The following is an 18482-nucleotide window of genomic DNA, read 5'->3' on the forward strand; positions in this document are numbered from 1 at the left end:
GCATGTGAGGGACCGGGCTACCGCGGTGGCGGGCCGGCCAGGCCTATCAGCACCGGCCCCGTGGGCGAGGCGACCAGGTCGGCCACGGTCAGCGGGTCGAGCGTGGCGTAGAACGCCTCCTGGGCGTCGCGCAGTGCACTCCGCAGTCGGCAGGCCCCGCGCAGGGGGCACGGTGGGTCGTCGCAGGAGACGACCTCGACCTCGCCCTCGAGCTGCCGCACCAGCCAACCCACCGAGGCGCGCCGGCCGAGGCCGGTCAGGGCGAGCCCTCCGCCGCGGCCGCGCCGGGCCTCCACCACACCGAGGTGCTGCAGGCGCGTGATCGTCTTCGCCGCGTGGGTGTACCGCACGTCCATGGCTTCCGCCACCTCACGGGTGGTGAGCACCTCGTCATCGGCACAGACCGCCAGACGCATGACGGATCGCAGCGCCAGGTCGGTGAACTTGGTCAGTCGCACAGTCGGGACGCTAGCAAATACGAATGAACGATTCCTATTTGAATGGCGTCTGTGACCGTGTGGAGTGCGTCACGGACCGGCGGTCCGCGGCAGAGGGCCGTCCACGCTGTCGGGCGGATCGGATACAGCGAATGGCGATCAGCAGACGGCGACTCCTCGGGTTTCGACGACGCAGCACCGGATGCGCTCTGCCGGGCAACGGCCGGTACGGTGTGGCGGCTGGCGGAGCCCGGACGGAGTTCTGGTTCGGGGGCGTTCCACGCTTCAGAGATCGCTTCCTGCTCTGCTCATGACGGGCTCAGTCGCCGTCCCGTTCGCCGGCCAGCAGGCGTTCGAGCCGGTCGAAGCGTTCGTGCAGGGCTTGGAGGGCGTCGTCGCGCAGATGGTGCGCGCGACTGAGCCGTCGTTCCTCCCGCCCGACGAACCACGTCGCCAGTGCGGCCGTGACCATGCCGTACGTCGTGATTCCGACGACCATGACGACCGAGCCGACGACCCTGCCCCATGGCGTGATCGGGTAGAAGTCGCCGTAACCGACGGTGGTCGCCGTCTCGATCGACCACCACAGCGCCCTCGGGTACGACGTCAGGTTCGCGCCGGGAGCCCCGTCCTCGGCGGCCACGACGGCCCAGGAACCGCCGAGCATCACCAGCACGAGGACGACTGTCGCGCCGCCCGCCGCCTTCAGGTGCAGTGACCGTCCTTCCCGGCCGAGCAGCACGCCGACCGCCCTGGTGAGGAATCCGGGAAGCATGACACTCCTTTCGCCCGCGCCCAGTGTCCACGCGGGCAGGTGCCCCGGCATGCCGAGCGGGGCGTTCGGGTCGCCGTCGAGAACCCGGCTGCGCCGGCCGGGTGCGGTGTCATGTCCATCCCCAATGGTGGGCGCAGGCGCTCCAGATCATGTCGGCGGTGGCCTGCATCGGCGCATCGCCGCCCATACCCGGACCTCAACTGCCGTCCGGCGGGGCGAACATTCGAGGCGTGAAGACCACTGGGCGGTACACGGCACCGTTCATGTGAACCTCGCCGTCCTGTGGCCGTTCCGATGGCATCAGGGCTCGCCGAAGACTTCTTCCGCCGCGTCGAGAACGCGTCGCCCCGCCGGAGCCGTCGGCGCGTCGTCCTACGCCGAGGAGGAGTTGCGCGCGAAGGGCCATGGCGCGGCGCGTCCTCGTGGATTCCGGCGAGTGCAGGCGTCAGGCATGTCGCGCTTCCTACGGGGCAATCGGTGAGCGGGGTGTCTGCCCCGAAAAACCGAAACGCAGAGGGAGATGGCCGGATGTCCTCCAAGCTGAACACCATCGTCCGCGAACTGCGGCGGTACAGGAACGCCCGTCGCCGGCCGGCCGTGGACTCCCGGCTCGGCAGAGGCCCTCACGGCGTCTCCGCCGTCGCCGTCGTCCGTCGGCTCGTGCACACCCTCCGCACCCGAGCGGGCTCGAGCCGGCGGTGACGCAGGCGCGTGGGAACACGACGAGTCGAGGCTCCGCAGGGTGGGCCGGGGAAAGAACGAGGGGGCAGGCGATGACGGTTGACGAAGCGAGGACCGACGCGAGCGGCGAGTCGAAGTCCGAGCGTGCGGGACAGACGGCGGGTCCAGCTGCTCCAGGAAGTACGCGTGGCGCAGACCGGGGTGTAGAACCTGCGCTTCGTACTGAGTGACGTCCTCGCGGCGTGGATCGTTCGGCATCCGGACCTGGTGCGTGGCCTTCCGGGTCGTTCTGCCGGCATGGGTCCGCAGGACGGACTGATCCCTGTCGTCTTCACCGGCTGCAATACGGAGGTCTTGCACGCCGCAATTCCGGTTGCGTTGCGACGTTATGGGTGACGGCGACACAAGACCGCTACGAAAGATGATTCTCAATGAGCGGAAGGAAAGGGCGTGGGCCTTGGAGCGATGATGCGTGCCCTGTGCCGCTGACCACTGTGAAGTGGTCGGCGGCACTGTTTTGCGGCGGTGCGTGTACCCGGGAAGGGCTCCGAGAAACGGGTCACAGTGCGCGCATGGCGGTTCAGGTGCGGGGCATACGGAATTCCGGAGGTGATGAGAAATGGTTCCCCTTCTTCTCGTCCTATTGCTTGCGCTCGTTCTTTTCGGTGCCGGTTTCGCCCTCAAGGCACTCTGGTGGATCGCCGTCATCGTGCTGGTGGTGTGGTTGCTGGGGTTCGTGGTCCGGCCCGCGGCTTCAGGCGGCCGACGGGGCCGCTGGTACCGCTGGTAGGGATCCGGCCCTCGTCTGCAGGCGGCCCTTGGCCGTCGCCGAGCAACCGATGCCGCAGGATCGACAGTTGAGAGGACTCTCATGGACCCCAACCTCTGGGCCTACACCCCCGCTTCCGGCCGCGCGACCGGCGCCGGCCTGGTGGGCTTCAAGGTGGAGGCCACCGACGGCAGCATCGGGAAGGTCGACAAGCACTCCGACGAGATGGGTTCCTCGCACATCGTCGTCGACACCGGCCCATGGATCTTCGGCAAGCATGTCCTGCTGCCCGCCGGAGTCGTTTCGAGCATCGACTTCGCGGCGGAGACCGTTCATGTCTCCCGCACGAAGGACGAGATCAAGAACGCGCCCGAGTTCGAGAAGGATTCGCACGCCGACGACCCGGGATACCGGGACGAACTCGGCGGCTACTATGGCGGCTTCATGGGCTGACATCCGATCCCCGAGGCGGGGGCGGACCGGGACTCGTTTCCGGTCCGCCCCCCGCCTTGTGCCCGGGACTCCCGGCGCTCAGTGGCGGGCAGCGCGCGGAGCGCGTCCAGCTTCGCGTCGGAGTCGTCCGGGTCACAGCGCCCGACGTCCACCGGCCAGGGGCAGGAGCCGCTTGCGTCCGTCGCGCCGCCATCGCTCATGACCGAAACCCTGCCATCAGCGCGCCGCACCCGCTGACGCGAATGTACTCGATCACCCTGGTCCCCGCCCGTCCGCCCGTTACCGCCCCGGCAGCAGCAACCCCGTACCACCGCGCAGCGCATCGGCCAGCGACCTGACCGTGGTGCTCGGCGTGGGGCCGGCCGTGGGTGGGGTGCCGGTACTGCCGCTCGGGCTCGGACTCGGTGTGGGAGCCGGGGCCGAGGTGGACGGTGCCGTCGGGGTGGGCGAGGGGCTGGGGCGGCCGCTCGGCGGGCGGGGGGCCGGGGTGGGCTTCCCGGACGGCGGAGCGGTGACGGCGGGAGGAGCCGGGGGAGTTGGTGATTCCGGCTGCGTGACGGTCGCGCGTGGGGGCCGGATCACCTTGCTGTCGCGGTCCCGGTCGGTTCCTCTGGCAGGGTGCCTGGCCTCACGTTCCGGTGGGCGTGAGGCCCGCGGCGGTGCGGCGGCGTGCCCCTGGGGTGCCTCGGAGGATGCCTGTTCCGGGGGCGCGTCGGGGATGTCCGCGGATTGGGGCCCGGCCGTCGGCTCGGGAAGCACCGCGCCGGCGGCGAGGCCGCCCAGCACGGTGAACGCGGCCGCGGCCAGGGCCCGGGCGCCGTACTTCTTCCAGCGCGGCGCGCCGTGACGACGCCGGGCCTCGGGCCCCCCGTCCGGGGGAGTCGGGGCCGAGGCGGTCGCGTCCTCGGCGGCCCGTTTCCGGGTAGTGGGGATCGCCGGGGAAGGCGAGGGTGTTTCGACGGGGTCCGGTCCGGTGCCGAAGAGGACCTCCATCACCGCCGTGTCGACCGCCGGAGCGCGGTCGCCCGACTCGCCCGGCAGTGCCATGCCATCGTCGTACGCCCCGCACTCCGGGCACGTCACGGTGTCGTTGAGAGGGCGGCGGCAAGGAACGCAGTAGTCCATGGGATCGACCGATCAGTGCGCGAGTTGCTGAGAGGGAGCTCGGCCGGGTCGGCCTGCTGGGAGGCGGCCCGCGGTCACGGGGCGGCGCCGGGCACTGTGGGGAAGGGGCCTGGACATGTGCGAACCTCGCTCACTCGCCGGCTCAACGGTGGGTCGCCGGTTACCGGGTTCAACGGATCACCGCACGCCGGTTGCTCAAATTGCGACTGAAACGTGAGGTACGTGACCCGCCCCAGCCCTTCGACGTCTCTCCACACAGAGGCCACCACCGAGCGTGCCACCCCTGGTGCTGGAGATCGCCGGACTCAGGCATCCCATGCCCGAAAGGCCACTTGGCAGAGGGGAGACCGCCCGGCCCGGGGAGTCCTTCCCACGCCGCGCCAGATTGCGCGGACTTCTACGTAACCTCCTGCGACGCGGCAGCCGCCGCTCACCGACTGGGCTGGGGAGCTGATCAGCGGCGGTTAGCCCTACTAGGACGGAGACCGCAGGCGGAGACCGCAGGCCGGTCCTCTCTGTCCGCGGCGCGAGAGCCATCGTCCCGTGGTTCTGCCGGTCAGCGGCTGACCTGGTCCCTCGCTACAAGCTCAGCTCGGTTCAGGAACACCACCCCGCCGGAGGCTCGCCTGGCCCGTGTTCCGTAACCTCTTGCCGACGCTTGGGCCAGGGAAGGCCAAGGAGTGCGAACCGGACGACAGGCACCATGAGAGCAGGATGACCGACGACGACATCGTGTGGCGGCTGGTGCGCGAGGACGCCCTTATCGGCACGATCACCGTGGATGAAGCCGTCTTCCCCTGGCTGCGAGGCCGGGTCGCCCCCGAGCCCGCCTTCCAACAGGTCAAGCCGTGGTTCGACGAGGTACACGCGATCGTGGAGACGGAGGAGTTCGAGCGGTTCGACGACGCGTACGACCGTATCGAGGACGCCCTGACCCTACTGTCACCCTCCGGACCTGTTGACGAGTTCCTCCTGCACATACACCAGGACCGAGCGTGGTTTCGCTGGAACGACGAGCCATCTGATTAAGAACTCAAGGTGAGAAGCCGCTTCTTGTGGCGGGCTGCAGGGGCGAGGGGTGTGCTCGGTTCGTCGTACGCGGTTGCTCCGGTCAGCGGGGCATACGCCGCCCCAGCTCCCGTGCCTTCTCGCGCAGACCCGCACCCCAGGCTCCGCCTTCCGCCGGGATCGACATACCTGTGACGGCGGAAACCTTCACGTCTTCGTTCGGGGCTTCCGGGGTGGCTCCGAGTTCCGCCCAGTCCACTCCGATCCCGGCGCGCTCTGCAAGAACGGGCACTTTGGCGATGAAGTCTTCGGAGCGCGCGAGGACGATGGCGTGGCTCGTTCTTCGGTGCTGTGCCAGCAGGGCCTTGACGAAGGCCTTGTAGGTTGCCGGGTGGATCTGGCACTCGTCGTTCTCCATCGGCCCGATGCCCGATGGAAGTTCCAGCTCCGACTCGAAGACGGCTACTTGACGCTGGAACATACGGGAAGCTCCATTGGACGGGTTCCACAGGGTCTCGTCGCCGAGATCGAAGTACTGGCTCATCCTGGCACCCTTCAGCCGGTCATGGCAGGTCAGCGTATCCAGGCGAATCGTCGCTGTCGTCGGTGTTACGGCCTGCCGGACGCCGATGGAAGATGAGGGCTGCGGCTATGCAGTGCCGGCGAAGGCCGGGAAGTGCTCAGGCTTGCGTTCGTAGCGACGGTGAGCCAGCGGCAGCCGGCGAGCCAAACCACACGAGCGGGCCAGGAAACCGTGCTCGCCGTCGAGATGACGTGCGAAGGCGTCACCTTCATGCCCTCTCCCGGCTGTCACCCAGCCGAGTCGGGGCGGTCGAGAAGGTCGCTCAGCGGGATGTCGGAGTCGGCGAGCCTCGTCGCGTCGACCGGGCGCCCAGAGGTCACGAGGGCCCGGATCGGGTCAGTGACGTCCCAGACGTTGACGTTCATTCCGGCCAGGACCCGGCCCTCGGCGAGCCAGAAGGCGATGAACTCGCGGGTGTCCCTCCGGCCGCGGAAGACCACCTGGTCGTAGCCGCCGGGTTCGACGTAGCCGGTGTACTCCATGCCCAGGTCGTACTGGTCGGTGAAGAAGTACGGAAGGCGGTCGTAGGTCACGTCCTGGCCGAGCATCGCCTTGGCCGCAGCTTGCGGCTGGTTGACGGCGTTGGCCCAGTGCTCGACACGGATGTGTCGGCCGAGCAGTGGGTGGAAGGCGTTGGCGACGTCCCCGGCGGCGTAGATGTCGGGGTGCGAGGTGCGCAGGCCGACGTCAACGCGGATGCCGTTGTCGACCTCCAGGCCGGCAGCGTCGGCGAGCTGGGTGTTGGGGGTGATGCCGACCCCTACGATGACCGCGTCGGCAGTGATGCGGCTGCCGTCGGCCAGCAGTACGCCGTTCGCCCGGCCGCCGGCACCGGTGATCTCGGCGACCTGAGCACCGAAGCGCAGGTCCACCCCGTGATCGTTGTGCAGGTCGGCGAAGATCTGGGCGACCTCGCGGCCCAGCACGCGCAGCAGCGGCAGCTCCGCCCTCTGCAGCACGGTGACTTCCACGCCGGCCGCGCGGGCGGCGGCCGCTGTCTCCAGACCGATCCAGCCGGCGCCGATCACCACGATGCGGGATGCGGACTCAAGGGATTCCTTGATGCGGTCGCTGTCGGCGAGCCGGCGCAGATAGAGCACTCCGTCGAGGTCGGCTCCGGGCACGGTCAGGCGACGAGGTGAGGAACCGGTGGTCAGGAGCAGCTTCTCGTAGCCGATGCGACTGCCGTCAGCGAGCGTCACCTCGTGCCGATCTGGGGCGATCCCCGTGACCGTGGCGCCCAGGCGCAGGTCGACGTCGTGCTCGGCGTACCACTGGGCAGGATGGACATAGACAGTGTCACGCTCGTCCTTGCCCAGCAGATAGCCCTTCGACAGCGGCGGGCGTTCGTAGGGGTGCTCGCTTTCCTCTCCGAGCAGTACTACGGGGCCGTCGAAGTTCTCCTCCCGGAGGGTCTGTGCTGCCTTCGCACCGGCCAGGCTCGCTCCGACGATCACGAATGCTGTGTTCGCGGCCATGCTCTCTCCTCTGCTGAGTTGGCTCGGCCCGCAGGCGGATGGCGATCCGCTCCCTGCTGACGTCGCACGTGGCCAGACCATCGTCGTCGACAGCCCTGAGCTGTCAGCGGTTGACTTGTTCCCCGGTGTGTCCGCCGATCGGTCGTCGCCGGAGACCGTGGCGCTCGTACGGTTCGTCGGCGGCCGGCTGCATCAGGCGGCGAAGCGCCTCGGGTGCAGTTCGGCCTCCAGTTGCTCGAACAACTCGTTGCCGGAGGCGGTGAACTTGGCGATGCCCTCGTCCTCGAGCACACGCACCACGTCGTCGTAGGACACTCCGACAGCCTCCAAGTCGTCGAGTACCTGCTGGGATGCCGCGTAGGTGCCGTGAACGGTGTCGCCCCGGATGCGGCCGTGGTCGGCGACCGCGCGCAGGGTCCGCTCCGGCATGGTGTTGACCACCCCGGGCGCCACCAGGTCATCGACGTAGCGGGTGTCCTCATAGGCGGGATCCTTCACCCCGGTGGAGGCCCACAGCGGACGCTGGGGGCGCATCCCGGCCGCGGCCAGCGCCTGCCACTGCCGGGATGCGGCGGCCCGCTCGAAGCGCTGGTAGGCCAGGCGCGCGTTGGCGATCGCGGCCCGCCCGCGCAAAGCCAGCGCCTCCGGCGTGCCGATCTTGTCCAGCCGGCTGTCGACCTCGGTGTCCACCCGGCTGACGAAGAAGGAGGCCACCGACGCGATGGATGCCAGATCACGCCCCGCCGCATGGGCCTTGCCCATGCCGTCAAGGAAAGCGCGAAGCACCTGGTCGTAGCGGTCGAGGGAGAAGATCAGCGTCACATTGATGCTGACGCCCTCGCCGAGCGCGGTACTGATCGCCGCCAGGCCGGGTTCGGTGGCTGGGATCTTCACGAACAGATTCGGCCGGTCCACCAACCACCACAGGGCCCGCGCCTCGGCGATCGTCGCCGCCGTGTCATGAGCGACGCGCGGGTCCACCTCGAGCGACACCCGCCCGTCCACCCCGTCGCCGGCCTCGTACACCGGTCGCAGTACGTCGCAGGCCCAGCGCACGTCGAACGCCGTCAGCAGCCTGACCGCCTCCTCCACCCGCACCCCGCGCCGGACAAGATCACGGACCTGTGCGTCGTAGCGGGCACCCGAGCGGATCGCCTTGGCGAAGATCGTCGGATTGCTGGTGATACCCACCACCCGCTGGTCACGCACCAGGCCGGCCAGCCCGCCACCGGCAAGCCGCTCCCGGCTCAGATCATCGAGCCAGACCGCTACGCCTTCGGCGGCCAGCCGATCCAGCTTCTCACTCATGATCTTCTCCCATGTGTCGTCTCGCGGGATGCCGTCTACGTCGCGCCCGGATCCTCCGTGGGCCGGGCGCAGAGCTCCTTCACACACCCCCCGGTGGCAGGGCCGGGCACGCTCGCACCGCCGGCCGCGGCGCGCAGTTCCACACAACACCGTCCCGGGTGAGGGGCGAGGACCGCGTCGATCCCGGCTGCCTGCAGGCCGGTGAGGAAGCCGCCGAGGAAGGCGTGGTTGATCCCGCACACCAGCTCAGGCGAACGGGTGGCCAGCGGGTGGAAGGGGCAGTTCAGCAACCGCACCTCGGTCGGGGCCTGCCGGTCGGGCTCGAAGCCGTGCTCCTCCAGCACGGACTCGGACAGCGTGAGGGAACGCTCGGGCCCCAGACGGCCGGGACGGCTGCTGGCGCGTGTCGCCGCTCCCAGCTCCTCGCCCCGGCGGCGGGCCGTGCGCAGCGCGGATGACAGCGCATCCTCGCCCTGCTCCTGTTCGAGGACCGCGTCGATGAGGATCTCGGCCAGCACGTCGGGCCGACGCTCGGGGATGCTGATGCGGATGTCGGTCTCGGCCGGCTCGTACACCTTGGGCTTGCGGCCGACTTTGCGGACGCCTCCCGGATGGTCGTAGCGGGAGGTCAGCAGCCCGGCCGCGACGAGCTTGTCCAGGTGGAAGGCGGCCAGCTTGGCGGAGATGCCGGCATTCGAGGCTGCCTCCTCCCGTGTCACCGGCCGGTGCGCGAGCCGGATGAAGTTGTACAGGGTGCGACGCACATCATCCGCGAGCACCGAGACCGCTTCCACGCCCGCCGCGGTGCGGGGATGGGGCGAAGGGGGAGTCAGTCCTGAGGTCATACCTTCACGATAACTCCAATCCACGCAGGCGGAACTGAAGCGATCTGGGTTTCTTCCCAGGAAGCTTGACCATCCTCTCCAATAAGTCCAATACTGATTGGTGAAACTCCTAAGGAGGTAGCCATGCCCATGGAACTGCACAAGCAGGGGAAACAGCCGGTCAGCACCACCCTCGCGGACTCGTACGGGCATCCGTTCGATGCGAACCCGGTCGCCGTGGCGGTCGGTGGGCGGATGGGCAGTGCTCTCGGGATGGGTGAGTGACATGACCCAGGACCTCCGCTCCGCCGTGCACATAGCCCCCGGCCCGTACCCCGCCCCTGAACCGATTTCGGCGCCTGCTGCGCTGCGTGTGGTCCACGACGTGGACGGGGTGGATCTGACGGCCGCCGAACTCGCAGCGGCGCAGTTCCTCCAGGCGCTGGGTATCGACACCGATTCGGAGAGCCTGCGCGGCACCCCGGGACGCATGGCCCGCGCCTACGCCGAACTGTTCAGCCCTCGCCCGTTCGACCTGACCACCTTCCCCAACGACGAGGGCTACGACGAACTGGTCCTCGCCCGGAGCATCCCGCTCCGCAGCGTCTGTGAGCATCATCTTCTGCCGTTCGTCGGGACGGCCCACATCGGCTACCTGCCCGGGCACCGGATCCTGGGCCTGTCCAAACTCGCCCGCGTCCTGGAGCACTTCGCCTGCCGTCCTCAGGTGCAGGAGCGGCTCACCAAGCAGGTCGCCGACTGGCTCCAGGCTCACCTGGAGCCGAAAGGCGTCGGCGTCGTCATCCAGGCCGAACACACCTGTATGACGCTGCGCGGCGTCCAGGCCACCGGCACGACGACGATGACCTCCACACTCCTCGGCCTGCTGCGCAGCGATGCGCGGTCCCGCAGCGAGTTCCTGGCCTTGACCGGCCTGCCCCGCTGACCACAGCAGCGGCCGGGACGGGTGGCACCGTGCCGGCCGGAAGCTGCTGAACTTGCTGTATGGATCTCGATCGGACCACCCTGCAGACGGGTTCGCGATGCCCCGGCTCGAGCTGATCACCTTCGGCCACAGCACCGCGGACCGGACCTCTCTGGCAGAACTCCTCCGAGAAGCCGGCGTCACCGCCGTCGTGGACGTCAGGACCGCTCCCGGCAGTCGCCGTGACCCAGACCTGTCACGGCAACGGCTGGCCCAGTGGATGCCCGAGGAGCACATCGCCTACCGGTGGGAGCCGCGCCTGGGCGGCTTCCGCAAGCCGCCGCCGGACTCTCCCGACACGGTATGGCGCAACGAGTCCTTCCGTGGTTACGCCGCTCATACACGCAGCCCGGAGTTCATCTCCGCCATGGACGCCCTCGTGCGCCAAGCGGGCGAGGAGCGCACCACGGTGATGTGCAGCGAGGCGGTGTGGTGGCGATGCCACCGGCGCCTGATCGCCGATTTCGCCGTCCTGGCCCGCGGCGTGCTCGTTCACCACCTGATGCACGATGGACGCCTCACGGTGCACAATCCGACGCCAGGCGTGCGCCTGCGTGGCGACGGCCTTCTCGTGTACGACGACGCCGGCTCCCGGCCGCCGTGACAGCAAGGTCATCGACCGCGGTCGCGGCGGCGATCTGCGGCAGGATCTCCTCGCGCAGCTCGGGCGTGCCGTGGCGCAGGACGGACGGGCCTGTCTGCCGGTCACCGATCCAGTGCGCTGCGACCGGGGCGCGCCTGCACGCAGCAGTTCCTCGCGACACCCGCAAACCCTCACCCAAACAGAACAGCTCCAGCTCAAGGCCGTCCGGATCCTCCGCGGATTGGTTGTCCCCTGGTGTGGTGTAGCGGCGGGCAGCTGTTCTCTGCCCTGGGTGGTCAGCAACCTGTTGCGGCGCCCGTCGCGTCAAGTGGTGATGGCATGGATCGTCGCGTGCGCCGGGCCAGGACGCGGTTCGCGAAGAAGGTGATCCATGGGCTATTTGCGGCCCGAACGCGATCGGCCGCTGTGGTTGCGGTACTTCGCTGCCGTACCGCCTCACGCCTCGTGAAGAGTGGCCGCCGACAACTACGACTTGAACGCGTTCAAACTCTGTGCCAGGGTACGGCGTGCGTTCTTGAGCCCATCGGTCGTGCACGCGGCCTGCGGAACCCGCTAGGGGTGGAGTGTGTTGCGTTCCTGTCGTACTGCGCTGATTTTGCTCGCCATGGCCTTCGCCCTGACGGCCTGCGGCAGGCTCACCGTCATGCCGCCGCCCGAAGGCAAGCCGGTCGTTCTGAAGCCGGCCGAACTTGCGACCACGTGGACCGATGCCGACGGCGGCACCCTCACGCTGAAGCCGGACGGGACGTTCATCGCCGATAAAGTCTGCATCGCCTACCGCTGGGACGAGGGTTTGACCGGGTCCGGAACAGGCACCTGGAAGCATGGCTCCAACGAGGAGTACAGCTTCGTCGGTGTGTCCTTCGACGCCGCTCACCCCGAAACGGGTGAGCGGGAGCCCGCCTCCTACGCCGCCTTGAGGCAAGGCAAGGTCCTGAAGCTCTGGGTCGCCGTCGGCGATCCGGACAACGATTATCCGAACTGCGTCCTGACCAGCCCGGCGAGTTGACCCGGTTGCCGCGCGGCCGGGTGATGCACATGGTCCGGCATCGCACATGAGCGGTTGCCGTTTTCCCGGAGCGTTGCACGATGGCCGTTGCCGTTCAGGGGGCACGAACCGGAGCAGCGGAAGCACCTGCGGGGCGCACCGACCCAGGCTCACCGCCTTGATCCCCTACACCACGACAGGGGACACGATCCGCGGATTCGGCACTCCGGTCGGGCAGAGCCGGTCTCGGCATGAGGGCTGCTCCACGCCGCCGCCCGAGCCGGTTCTGTGGGCCGTTTGCGGCAATGTGGCCCGCGCCCGCTTGCGCCTGCTGCCGGGGCACCCACACCACGCTGAACAATTGGCCTGGTCAAACGCGGGGACGTGCCTGAGCGACATCGAGGGGAGCGACCGATGGACAGTGCCCGACGTCCGGATCGTAGAGCGCTGCTTGCCGGCGGACTTATGGGCGCCACAGTCGCGCTTGCGGGGTGCTCCTCAACCACGAGGGCCGCTTCGTCGGCGACCGGCGCTTCGCCGCAAGCGCGGCCCACCACGCCCGCCGCGGCATTTGCGAGGCTGATGGAAGGCAACAAGCGCTGGGTGAGCGGAGACCTTCAACACCCCGACCGGGATCCGAACCGGCGTCAGTTCGTGGCCCAGGAGCAGGAGCCTTTTGGGGCGATCCTCTCGTGTATCGACTCCCGCGTGCCGCCTGAACTCCTCTTCGATACCGGCCTGGGTGACCTTTACGTGATGCGCACGGGTGGCGAGGCGGTCGGCCCGGTGGTCACCGGCTCTGTCGAGTACGGGCCCATGACGAGTGACACCCCCCTCATCGTGGTCCTCGGGCATCAGCGTTGCGGCGCCGTCAAGGCGGCGTACACGTCCCTTCGTGACGGCAAACCGCTGCCCGGCAACCTGCAGGCGATCGTCAGGGCCCTGCAGCCGGCGTACGAGCAGGCAGTCCGGGAGGGTGGCGCCGACCCGGTCGAGACCATGGCCCGCGCCCAGGTCACGTTGACCGCGGCCGATCTGCGCTCCAACCAGGACCTGACCCCACTCGTGAGAAAGGGCGCCCTTGCCGTGGTCGGCGCCTACTACTCGCTCGACACCGGCAAGGTGGAAGTTCTGGCCGGCGCGCCCTCCTGACCGGTCGGACGAGTCGAACGGGCGACGCCCGGCTGCGGCGGCCGAGTGCCTGGCGAACCGCTGCCGAAGGGCTGCTCGTGGACGAGCCGGCGGGCGGTGCCGTGGGTGCAGCGCAGCATTCTGCACGTGCCCTGGCTTCATCCGCCGTCGGCGTGAATCCGTTCCCGATCCGCGCCCGCCTCCACTCGCGACCCTTGGCCTTGTGGACGGTGAACACCCCCACCCGCGCCTGGTCCTCGTCGACCATTCGCTTCACGGCCGCGATGATCTGCTGCGTCCCGTAGGTGTCGACCGGCTCCACGATCGCCTTCAGCTCCGCTGCCGCGGAGTCGTGCTCGGCGTATTCGTGCACCTCACCCCATGACGAGAACAAGAACAGCTCATGATGCGAGATTCGCCGGCCCGCTTGCAGATCGATCGCCGCCTCAGCGATCCCGGCGCCTTCGGCTCGCCTTTCCCGTCCCCGCCCCCGATCATGCGCGGCCTCGCAGCCCAGCGATAAAGGCCCCGTGGACGCTAACAGTCCTGCGCCCGCACCAGCACGTCGCCGGCGGCTGTGCGGTAGTAGAGCACGGACCGTCCCGCACGGCGGCGGCCGACCAGCCCGGCGTCCAGGAGCACTTTGAGGTGGCGGCCCACCGAGCCGAGACCCTGGCCCGTCACCGCCACCAGGTGCGTCGTGCTCATCGGGCTATCCAGGAACACCAGCACCCGCGCCCGCCCGGCACCGAGCAGCCTGCCCAGCGCCTTCGGAGCAGCGGCACGCTCCGGCTCCGCCAGCGTGCCCGAACACGGATACACCACGGCGTTGCGGTGCACCGCGCCGTGGGAGTCCGGCCGGTCCATAGAGATCCATCCCCTGCGCGGCGTGACCGGCACGAGCAGCAGCTGTGATCCCCTCAGTTGCCGTGGCGGGAAGGCACGGGTGTTGATCTGCAGCCGGCTGTCGCCCAGCCACCGCATCTGCGGATGCATGTCGTCCAGTGCCGCTGCCCAGCCCGCCCGGCTCAACTGGCCCGCACGCGCGACGACGTCGGCCTCGATGACACGCCGCCGCCGCGGCCAGTCGGGCGCCACTGTCTCCCGCCACACCCACTCCAAAAGGTCGGCGATGCGCTCCGGCAGATCGGGGCGCAGCAACGGGCCCGGCAGCGGTCCGCGGTGAGCTTTCTCGAGGTCGGTGCGGGCGGTGTCGGCCGGCGTCTCGCGTATCCGTGCCAGCTCGTCGTGGAACTCGGCACCGCCGCGTGCCTCACCCGCCCGGGACGGCACCGGCGTCAGGAAGTCGGCGATCCACCGGTGCCTGCCCAGCGCGACGGGCACCAGCACAGCGGTGACCGGATCGGCGGCCAGCCGTTCCCGGTAGGCGGATCTGTGACTGTCCAGCCAGCGGCTCTCGGCGGGATGGCCGGGGGATTCCTTCTCCAGGACCATCAGGCTCGCTGTCGTCTCGCACAGCGGCGACACGACGAACCGGCTGCTCGCGAGCGTATCCGCGTCGACCTCCCACCAGCCCAATGCTTTCGCCTCCCCGCGAAACATTAACTCCGCGCCCGGACATGTGACGACACTCCGTCCATGCGCTACTACCAGGAGCTCTTCAAAGCCCCGGAGTTCACCCCGCTCCTCGCGACCTTTGCCGCACACGTGGCGGCCCAGACCGTGAGCAGAACGGCGCTCGGGACGCTCGTCTACGACGCGACGGGCTCACCGCTCCTCACCGCCCTCAGCATGTTCGGCCCGCTGCTGGCGCAGATGATCGGCGCGACGTTCCTGCTGTCGGCGACGGACCGCCTGCCGCCGCGCACCGCAACCATCGGCCTGGCGCTCTTCTTCGCCGTGGCCACCACCGCCCTGGCCCTGCCCGGCCTGTCCATGGGGGCGATCTTCGCGATCCTGTCGGTGCAGGGCATGCTCGGCTCCCTCGGCGGCGGAGTACGCTACGGACTCCTCACCGAGCTCCTCCCCGCACAGGGCTACCTGCTCGGCCGTTCGGTGCTCAACATGTGCGCGGGAAGCCTGCAGATCTGCGGTTACGCCCTCGGCGCCGTCCTCGTCAACGTCCTGACACCGCGCGGGGCCCTGCTCACCGGTGCCGCCCTCTTCCTCGTCGCCGCAGCCGTCGCCCGCCTCGGTCTCGAAAGACGGCCGCCGCGCGCACAAGGCCGTCCGTCCGTGAGCGAGACCTGGCGGACCAACACGCGCCTGTGGGCATCCGAACCACGGCGCCGCGTGTACCTCGCCCTGTGGGTACCCAACGGACTCGTCGTCGGCTGCGAGTCCCTCTTCGTCTCCTACGCACCACACCACGCGGGGCTTCTGTTCGCCTCCGCCGCGCTGGGCATGCTGGCCGGGGACACCGTGACCGGCCGCTTCCTGCCCAGGCACTGGCGCGAAAGGTTCGGTGCGCCGCCACTACTCCTGTTGCTCGCCGTCCCATATCTGATCTTCGTCCTGCACCCGCCGATGCCCCTGACGCTCGCCGCCGTGACCGTGGCGTCGACAGGCTTCTCCGCCAACCTGCTGCTCCAGGAACGCCTGATGTCCCTTGTCCCGAGCGAGCTGAGGGGCCACGCCCTCGGACTGCACCACTCGGGCATGTTCACCATGCAAGGCATCGCCGCGGCGGTCGCAGGCGGCATCGCGCAGCTCACCTCACCCGCAACCGCCATGACCGTGATGGCCGTCGCCTCCGCCGCGGTCACCCTGGCCCTCACACCCGGTCTCCGGCGCATGCGACCGGCGGCCGGAGGCATACCGGCCGGATCCGACGCCGACCGCGGGCACACCGACACAGCCAAGGACCTCAAGGCGACGCACCCGACCTGAGGCCCCCCCGGACGCACTCCGACAGGGGGCGGTATGCCCAGGTCATGGCTGAACGTCGCGCGTACCCGAGTTTCGCTCCGACAAACCCGGTTATGTCCAGGGCAGCGGCCACACCGCCATTGCGCTAAGCAATGATCTTGGACAGTAGAGGACCCCGGCCACGTGATGGCCGGGGTCCTGTGCTGTGCGGGTGTCGGTTTAGCGGTAGCAGTCGCAGCCGGGGCGACAGCGGCACGCGTCTGTCTCAACGGCTGCGGTGGGGACCGCCGCGGCGGCGGCCGGGGTGGCGCAGCAGCCCTTGCCCTGCCAGGCGTCGCAGCCTTCCTTGACCGCGATGGCGGCGATAACGAGGGCGGCGATCGGGTCGGCCCAGGACCACCCGAGAGTGGCGTTGAGGACCAGGCCGACCAGAAGGACGGCGGAGAGGTAGGTGCACAGCAGGGTCTGCTTGGAATCGGCGACCGCGCTGGCAGAGCCGAGTTCGCGTCCGGCCTTGCGCTGGGCGGCGGACAAGAACGGCATCACCGCGAGCGAGAGGGCGGCGATGACGATGCCGGGGATGGAGCGTTCGGCCTCGCCGGTGCCGGCCAGCGCACGGGCGGCGTCGATGGTGACGTACGCGGCGAGCGCGAAGAACGACACCGCGATGATCTGCAGGGTGGTCTTCTCCCGTGCCTCTCGTGCCGCGTGGTCGCGCACGGAGAACTGCCAGGCGACCGCGGCGGCGGAGGAGACCTCCATGACCGAGTCCAGGCCGAAGCCGATCAGGGCGGTGGAGGAGGCGATCGTCCCGGCGCTGATCGCGACGATCGCCTCGGTGACGTTGTAGGTGATGGTGGCCGCGACCAGCAGCCGTATCCGCTTCGCGAGGACGTCGCGGCGGGCCGCTGCCGGGCCTGTGCCGATGGGTATCTCGGCGGTCATCAGCAGCAGTCCTTGTCTTCCGCGTCCACACAGGTCTTGTCGGTTTCAACGGCGACCACGGCGGTGCGCAGATCGTCCAGCGCGTGACCGAGGCGTTCGTCGGCGAGCTCGTAGCGGGTGCGCCGGCCGACCGGTACCGCGACGACCAGGCCGCAGTCGCGCAGGCACGCCAGGTGGTTCGACAGCCGGGTCCGGGAGATCTCCAGGGTGTCAGCGAGGTCTGCGGGGTGGGCCGGTGCCTCGCGCAGGGCGAGGAGGACCCGACAGCGGATCGGGTCGGCGAGAGCGCGGCCGAACCGCGCCAGCACCTGGATGTCAGCAGCGAGAGTCAGCACACCACCGACAGTACACGGAATCCTGAATTCATGAAACTCTGCACGCACGTGCGGACGCCGCGAAGCCACGTCTCGTGCGTCCTGCGAGCGGCAAGACATCCCGGGACGCCACATCCCCACGTACTAGACGTCGTTTCCTCCCGGTGTTTCATCCCAGGATCTGCGGTTGGTGGGGCTTCGGAGAGGTCGTCACCACCGTCGGTGCACGGTGGCTTTGGTGCCAGTCACCAGGCTTGCCGATGGAACGTCATCGGCCACGACCGCGCCAGCGGCGATCACGGCATCACGGCCGATGCTGACGCCGGGCAGGATCGTGGCACCGGCACCGATCCACACGTTCTCTGCAACGTCGATGGGCGCGCCGGTGAGGTACAGCCGCCGCTCCTCGGGATCGACCGGGTGGCCGCTGGTGATGAACGTGACCTTCGGGCCGACCATCACGCGCTCGCCGAGCCGTATACCGGCGTAGTCCAGGAACGTGCAGTTCTGGTTGATGAACACGCGCTCGGCGAGGTCGAGGTGGAGACCGTGGTCCGTGTAAAAGGGCGGATAGATCGTGACTCTCGGCGGCAGCGGCCTGCCGAGGATCTGTTCCAACAGTTCGGCCTTGCCCGCTTCGTCCTCGAAGGGCAGGACGTTCAGGCGGGAGGTGAGCTCGGTGACCCGCAGGACCCTCTCGGCCATGGCCTGGAACTCGGCGCTGTGGATGCGCATGAAACGGTCGCTGGACATGCCACGATCCTGTCTCCTGTACGGCTAACCGGACAAGATCCAGTCAGAGGTCATTCCACCCGGCGCTTCGTCCCGGAACACGCTCGCCGCGGTAACCACACCCCACTTCGTGAAGTAGCCGTAGACCGTGTTCCAGTGCGGGAGGTAGCGCCACTGGACGCCCGTGCGGTCCATGTACAAGATCGCGCCCATGATTGCTCCGGCCGACGCTGGGTGACGACTGAGACGAGTACCCGTTCCGCTCCACGCTGGAGGTGCGGCGAGCCCTGACTGGGATTGCTCGGTGCGGGCGGTGGACTCGACGCAGAACCAGTCGGCGGGAGGTCCGTTGCCCTTTCTCACTGACATCGCTCTCTTGTCGGGCCCAGGGGCCATGTTGGTGGGCCAACTACGTGTCCCATGCCCCGGGCCGGAAGCTTTCCCCGGCGATTTGCGGTGAAGATGGGGCCGTTGGGATGCAGCGTGCGGCGCGCAGTCAAGAGGGAGTGTCGT

General features: G+C 69.0%; 21 protein-coding genes and 1 pseudogene. 10 read left to right on the plus strand and 12 right to left on the minus strand.

Going from position 1 to position 18482, the window contains the following annotated elements; translation table 11 throughout:
* Window positions 1–17: 17 nt before the first annotated feature.
* Window positions 18–458 (minus strand): nitric oxide-sensing transcriptional repressor NsrR, encoded by a 441-nt coding sequence (gene nsrR / locus HW130_RS13940; RefSeq protein ID WP_177149853.1) that lies wholly within the window; start codon window positions 456–458, stop codon window positions 18–20.
* 298 nt (window positions 459–756) lie between these two features.
* A complete protein-coding gene (locus tag HW130_RS13945) occupies window positions 757–1212 on the minus strand; it encodes a potassium channel family protein (protein WP_177149854.1) in 456 nt (151 codons plus the stop codon).
* Window positions 1213–1740: 528 nt separating this feature from the next.
* Here HW130_RS13945 and HW130_RS13950 point away from each other — a divergent pair.
* The 3 genes from HW130_RS13950 (at window position 1741) to HW130_RS13960 (ending at window position 3115) form a co-directional block, all read left to right on the plus strand.
* Window positions 1741–1914: a hypothetical protein gene (locus HW130_RS13950; protein WP_177149855.1), complete on the plus strand. Its 174-nt coding sequence runs from the start codon at window positions 1741–1743 to the stop codon at window positions 1912–1914.
* A 598-nt stretch (window positions 1915–2512) separates the two neighbouring features.
* A complete protein-coding gene (locus tag HW130_RS13955) occupies window positions 2513–2683 on the plus strand; it encodes a hydrophobic protein (protein ID WP_177149856.1) in 171 nt (56 codons plus the stop codon).
* Between the two features lie 81 nt (window positions 2684–2764).
* Window positions 2765–3115: a PRC-barrel domain containing protein gene (locus HW130_RS13960; RefSeq protein WP_177149857.1), complete on the plus strand. Its 351-nt coding sequence runs from the start codon at window positions 2765–2767 to the stop codon at window positions 3113–3115.
* A gap of 279 nt (window positions 3116–3394) precedes the next feature.
* Here the strand turns inward: HW130_RS13960 and HW130_RS13965 are convergent, their stop codons facing one another.
* Window positions 3395–4162, minus strand: a complete 768-nt coding sequence (locus tag HW130_RS13965; protein WP_177149858.1) for a hypothetical protein — start codon at window positions 4160–4162, stop codon at window positions 3395–3397.
* Between the two features lie 792 nt (window positions 4163–4954).
* Here HW130_RS13965 and HW130_RS13970 point away from each other — a divergent pair.
* On the plus strand, window positions 4955–5269 hold the full coding sequence (locus HW130_RS13970) for a hypothetical protein (RefSeq protein WP_177149859.1): 315 nt from the start codon (window positions 4955–4957) through the stop codon (window positions 5267–5269).
* A gap of 82 nt (window positions 5270–5351) precedes the next feature.
* On the opposite strand, the gene HW130_RS13975 is transcribed toward HW130_RS13970, so the two are convergent.
* The 4 genes from HW130_RS13975 to HW130_RS13990 form a co-directional block, all read right to left on the minus strand.
* The gene (locus HW130_RS13975) at window positions 5352–5792 is read right to left on the minus strand and encodes a DUF6086 family protein (RefSeq protein WP_177149860.1); all 441 of its coding nucleotides are present in this window, start codon (window positions 5790–5792) and stop codon (window positions 5352–5354) included.
* Window positions 5793–6058: 266 nt separating this feature from the next.
* Window positions 6059–7309, minus strand: a complete 1251-nt coding sequence (locus HW130_RS13980) for an NAD(P)/FAD-dependent oxidoreductase (protein ID WP_177149861.1) — start codon at window positions 7307–7309, stop codon at window positions 6059–6061.
* Window positions 7310–7501: 192 nt separating this feature from the next.
* On the minus strand, window positions 7502–8617 hold the full coding sequence (gene tal / locus HW130_RS13985) for a transaldolase (RefSeq protein ID WP_177149862.1): 1116 nt from the start codon (window positions 8615–8617) through the stop codon (window positions 7502–7504).
* A gap of 35 nt (window positions 8618–8652) precedes the next feature.
* Window positions 8653–9462 (minus strand): metalloregulator ArsR/SmtB family transcription factor, encoded by an 810-nt coding sequence (locus tag HW130_RS13990; protein WP_177149863.1) that lies wholly within the window; start codon window positions 9460–9462, stop codon window positions 8653–8655.
* 123 nt (window positions 9463–9585) lie between these two features.
* Here HW130_RS13990 and HW130_RS13995 point away from each other — a divergent pair, with 123 nt between their 5' ends.
* From HW130_RS13995 to HW130_RS14015, 5 genes are all read left to right on the plus strand, one after another.
* Complete coding sequence (locus HW130_RS13995; protein ID WP_177149864.1) at window positions 9586–9726, plus strand: hypothetical protein; 141 nt, start codon at window positions 9586–9588, stop codon at window positions 9724–9726.
* A gap of 1 nt (window position 9727) precedes the next feature.
* Window positions 9728–10387, plus strand: coding sequence for a GTP cyclohydrolase I FolE (gene folE, locus HW130_RS14000; protein ID WP_256356073.1), 660 nt, complete (start codon window positions 9728–9730; stop codon window positions 10385–10387).
* Window positions 10388–10484: 97 nt separating this feature from the next.
* Window positions 10485–11030, plus strand: a complete 546-nt coding sequence (locus HW130_RS14005; RefSeq protein ID WP_177149865.1) for a DUF488 family protein — start codon at window positions 10485–10487, stop codon at window positions 11028–11030.
* Between the two features lie 604 nt (window positions 11031–11634).
* A complete protein-coding gene (locus HW130_RS14010; protein WP_177149866.1) occupies window positions 11635–12039 on the plus strand; it encodes a hypothetical protein in 405 nt (134 codons plus the stop codon).
* Between the two features lie 561 nt (window positions 12040–12600).
* Window positions 12601–13170 (plus strand): carbonic anhydrase, encoded by a 570-nt coding sequence (locus tag HW130_RS14015; protein ID WP_256356074.1) that lies wholly within the window; start codon window positions 12601–12603, stop codon window positions 13168–13170.
* 516 nt (window positions 13171–13686) lie between these two features.
* Here HW130_RS14015 and HW130_RS14020 read toward each other — a convergent pair.
* Complete coding sequence (locus HW130_RS14020; protein WP_177149868.1) at window positions 13687–14688, minus strand: helix-turn-helix transcriptional regulator; 1002 nt, start codon at window positions 14686–14688, stop codon at window positions 13687–13689.
* 60 nt (window positions 14689–14748) lie between these two features.
* On the opposite strand from HW130_RS14020, the gene HW130_RS14025 reads away from it, so the two are divergent.
* Entirely contained in the window at window positions 14749–15999 is a 1251-nt protein-coding gene (locus HW130_RS14025; protein ID WP_256356075.1) for an MFS transporter, read from the plus strand.
* Window positions 16000–16197: 198 nt separating this feature from the next.
* Here the strand turns inward: HW130_RS14025 and HW130_RS14030 are convergent, their stop codons facing one another.
* The 4 genes and pseudogenes from HW130_RS14030 to HW130_RS14045 all read right to left on the minus strand — a co-directional run.
* Window positions 16198–16923, minus strand: coding sequence for a cation transporter (locus tag HW130_RS14030; RefSeq protein ID WP_177149869.1), 726 nt, complete (start codon window positions 16921–16923; stop codon window positions 16198–16200).
* Window positions 16923–17258 carry a helix-turn-helix transcriptional regulator gene (locus HW130_RS14035; RefSeq protein WP_177149870.1) on the minus strand — a complete coding sequence of 112 codons (336 nt, stop codon included), beginning with the start codon at window positions 17256–17258 and terminating at the stop codon, window positions 16923–16925. The genes HW130_RS14030 and HW130_RS14035 overlap by 1 nt, the downstream gene beginning before the upstream one ends.
* Window positions 17259–17447: 189 nt before the next feature.
* Complete coding sequence (locus HW130_RS14040) at window positions 17448–17990, minus strand: DapH/DapD/GlmU-related protein (RefSeq protein ID WP_177149871.1); 543 nt, start codon at window positions 17988–17990, stop codon at window positions 17448–17450.
* A 102-nt stretch (window positions 17991–18092) separates the two neighbouring features.
* Window positions 18093–18185: pseudogene (locus tag HW130_RS14045) on the minus strand (transposase); the annotation flags it as partial.
* Window positions 18186–18482 lie beyond the last annotated feature (297 nt).

Origin of the sequence: Streptomyces sp. PKU-EA00015 (assembly GCF_013387495.1) — a bacterium.
Lineage (GTDB): Bacteria > Actinomycetota > Actinomycetes > Streptomycetales > Streptomycetaceae > Streptomyces.

Excerpts from the sequence above, each read along its gene's own strand:
- HW130_RS13945 (WP_177149854.1), bottom strand. The coding sequence starts at position 1,212 with ATGCTTCCCGGATTCCTCACCAGGGCGGTCGGCGTGCTGCTCGGCCGG.
- HW130_RS13950 (WP_177149855.1), top strand. The coding sequence starts at position 1,741 with ATGTCCTCCAAGCTGAACACCATCGTCCGCGAACTGCGGCGGTACAGG.
- HW130_RS13955 (WP_177149856.1), top strand. The coding sequence starts at position 2,513 with ATGGTTCCCCTTCTTCTCGTCCTATTGCTTGCGCTCGTTCTTTTCGGT.
- HW130_RS13960 (WP_177149857.1), top strand. The coding sequence starts at position 2,765 with ATGGACCCCAACCTCTGGGCCTACACCCCCGCTTCCGGCCGCGCGACC.
- HW130_RS13965 (WP_177149858.1), bottom strand. The coding sequence starts at position 4,162 with ATGGCACTGCCGGGCGAGTCGGGCGACCGCGCTCCGGCGGTCGACACG.
- HW130_RS13970 (WP_177149859.1), top strand. The coding sequence starts at position 4,955 with ATGACCGACGACGACATCGTGTGGCGGCTGGTGCGCGAGGACGCCCTT.
- HW130_RS13975 (WP_177149860.1), bottom strand. The coding sequence starts at position 5,792 with ATGAGCCAGTACTTCGATCTCGGCGACGAGACCCTGTGGAACCCGTCC.
- HW130_RS13980 (WP_177149861.1), bottom strand. The coding sequence starts at position 7,309 with ATGGCCGCGAACACAGCATTCGTGATCGTCGGAGCGAGCCTGGCCGGT.
- tal (WP_177149862.1), bottom strand. The coding sequence starts at position 8,617 with ATGAGTGAGAAGCTGGATCGGCTGGCCGCCGAAGGCGTAGCGGTCTGG.
- HW130_RS13990 (WP_177149863.1), bottom strand. The coding sequence starts at position 9,462 with ATGACCTCAGGACTGACTCCCCCTTCGCCCCATCCCCGCACCGCGGCG.
- HW130_RS13995 (WP_177149864.1), top strand. The coding sequence starts at position 9,586 with ATGCCCATGGAACTGCACAAGCAGGGGAAACAGCCGGTCAGCACCACC.
- folE (WP_256356073.1), top strand. The coding sequence starts at position 9,728 with ATGACCCAGGACCTCCGCTCCGCCGTGCACATAGCCCCCGGCCCGTAC.
- HW130_RS14005 (WP_177149865.1), top strand. The coding sequence starts at position 10,485 with ATGCCCCGGCTCGAGCTGATCACCTTCGGCCACAGCACCGCGGACCGG.
- HW130_RS14010 (WP_177149866.1), top strand. The coding sequence starts at position 11,635 with ATGGCCTTCGCCCTGACGGCCTGCGGCAGGCTCACCGTCATGCCGCCG.
- HW130_RS14015 (WP_256356074.1), top strand. The coding sequence starts at position 12,601 with ATGGAAGGCAACAAGCGCTGGGTGAGCGGAGACCTTCAACACCCCGAC.
- HW130_RS14025 (WP_256356075.1), top strand. The coding sequence starts at position 14,749 with ATGCGCTACTACCAGGAGCTCTTCAAAGCCCCGGAGTTCACCCCGCTC.
- HW130_RS14030 (WP_177149869.1), bottom strand. The coding sequence starts at position 16,923 with ATGACCGCCGAGATACCCATCGGCACAGGCCCGGCAGCGGCCCGCCGC.
- HW130_RS14040 (WP_177149871.1), bottom strand. The coding sequence starts at position 17,990 with ATGTCCAGCGACCGTTTCATGCGCATCCACAGCGCCGAGTTCCAGGCC.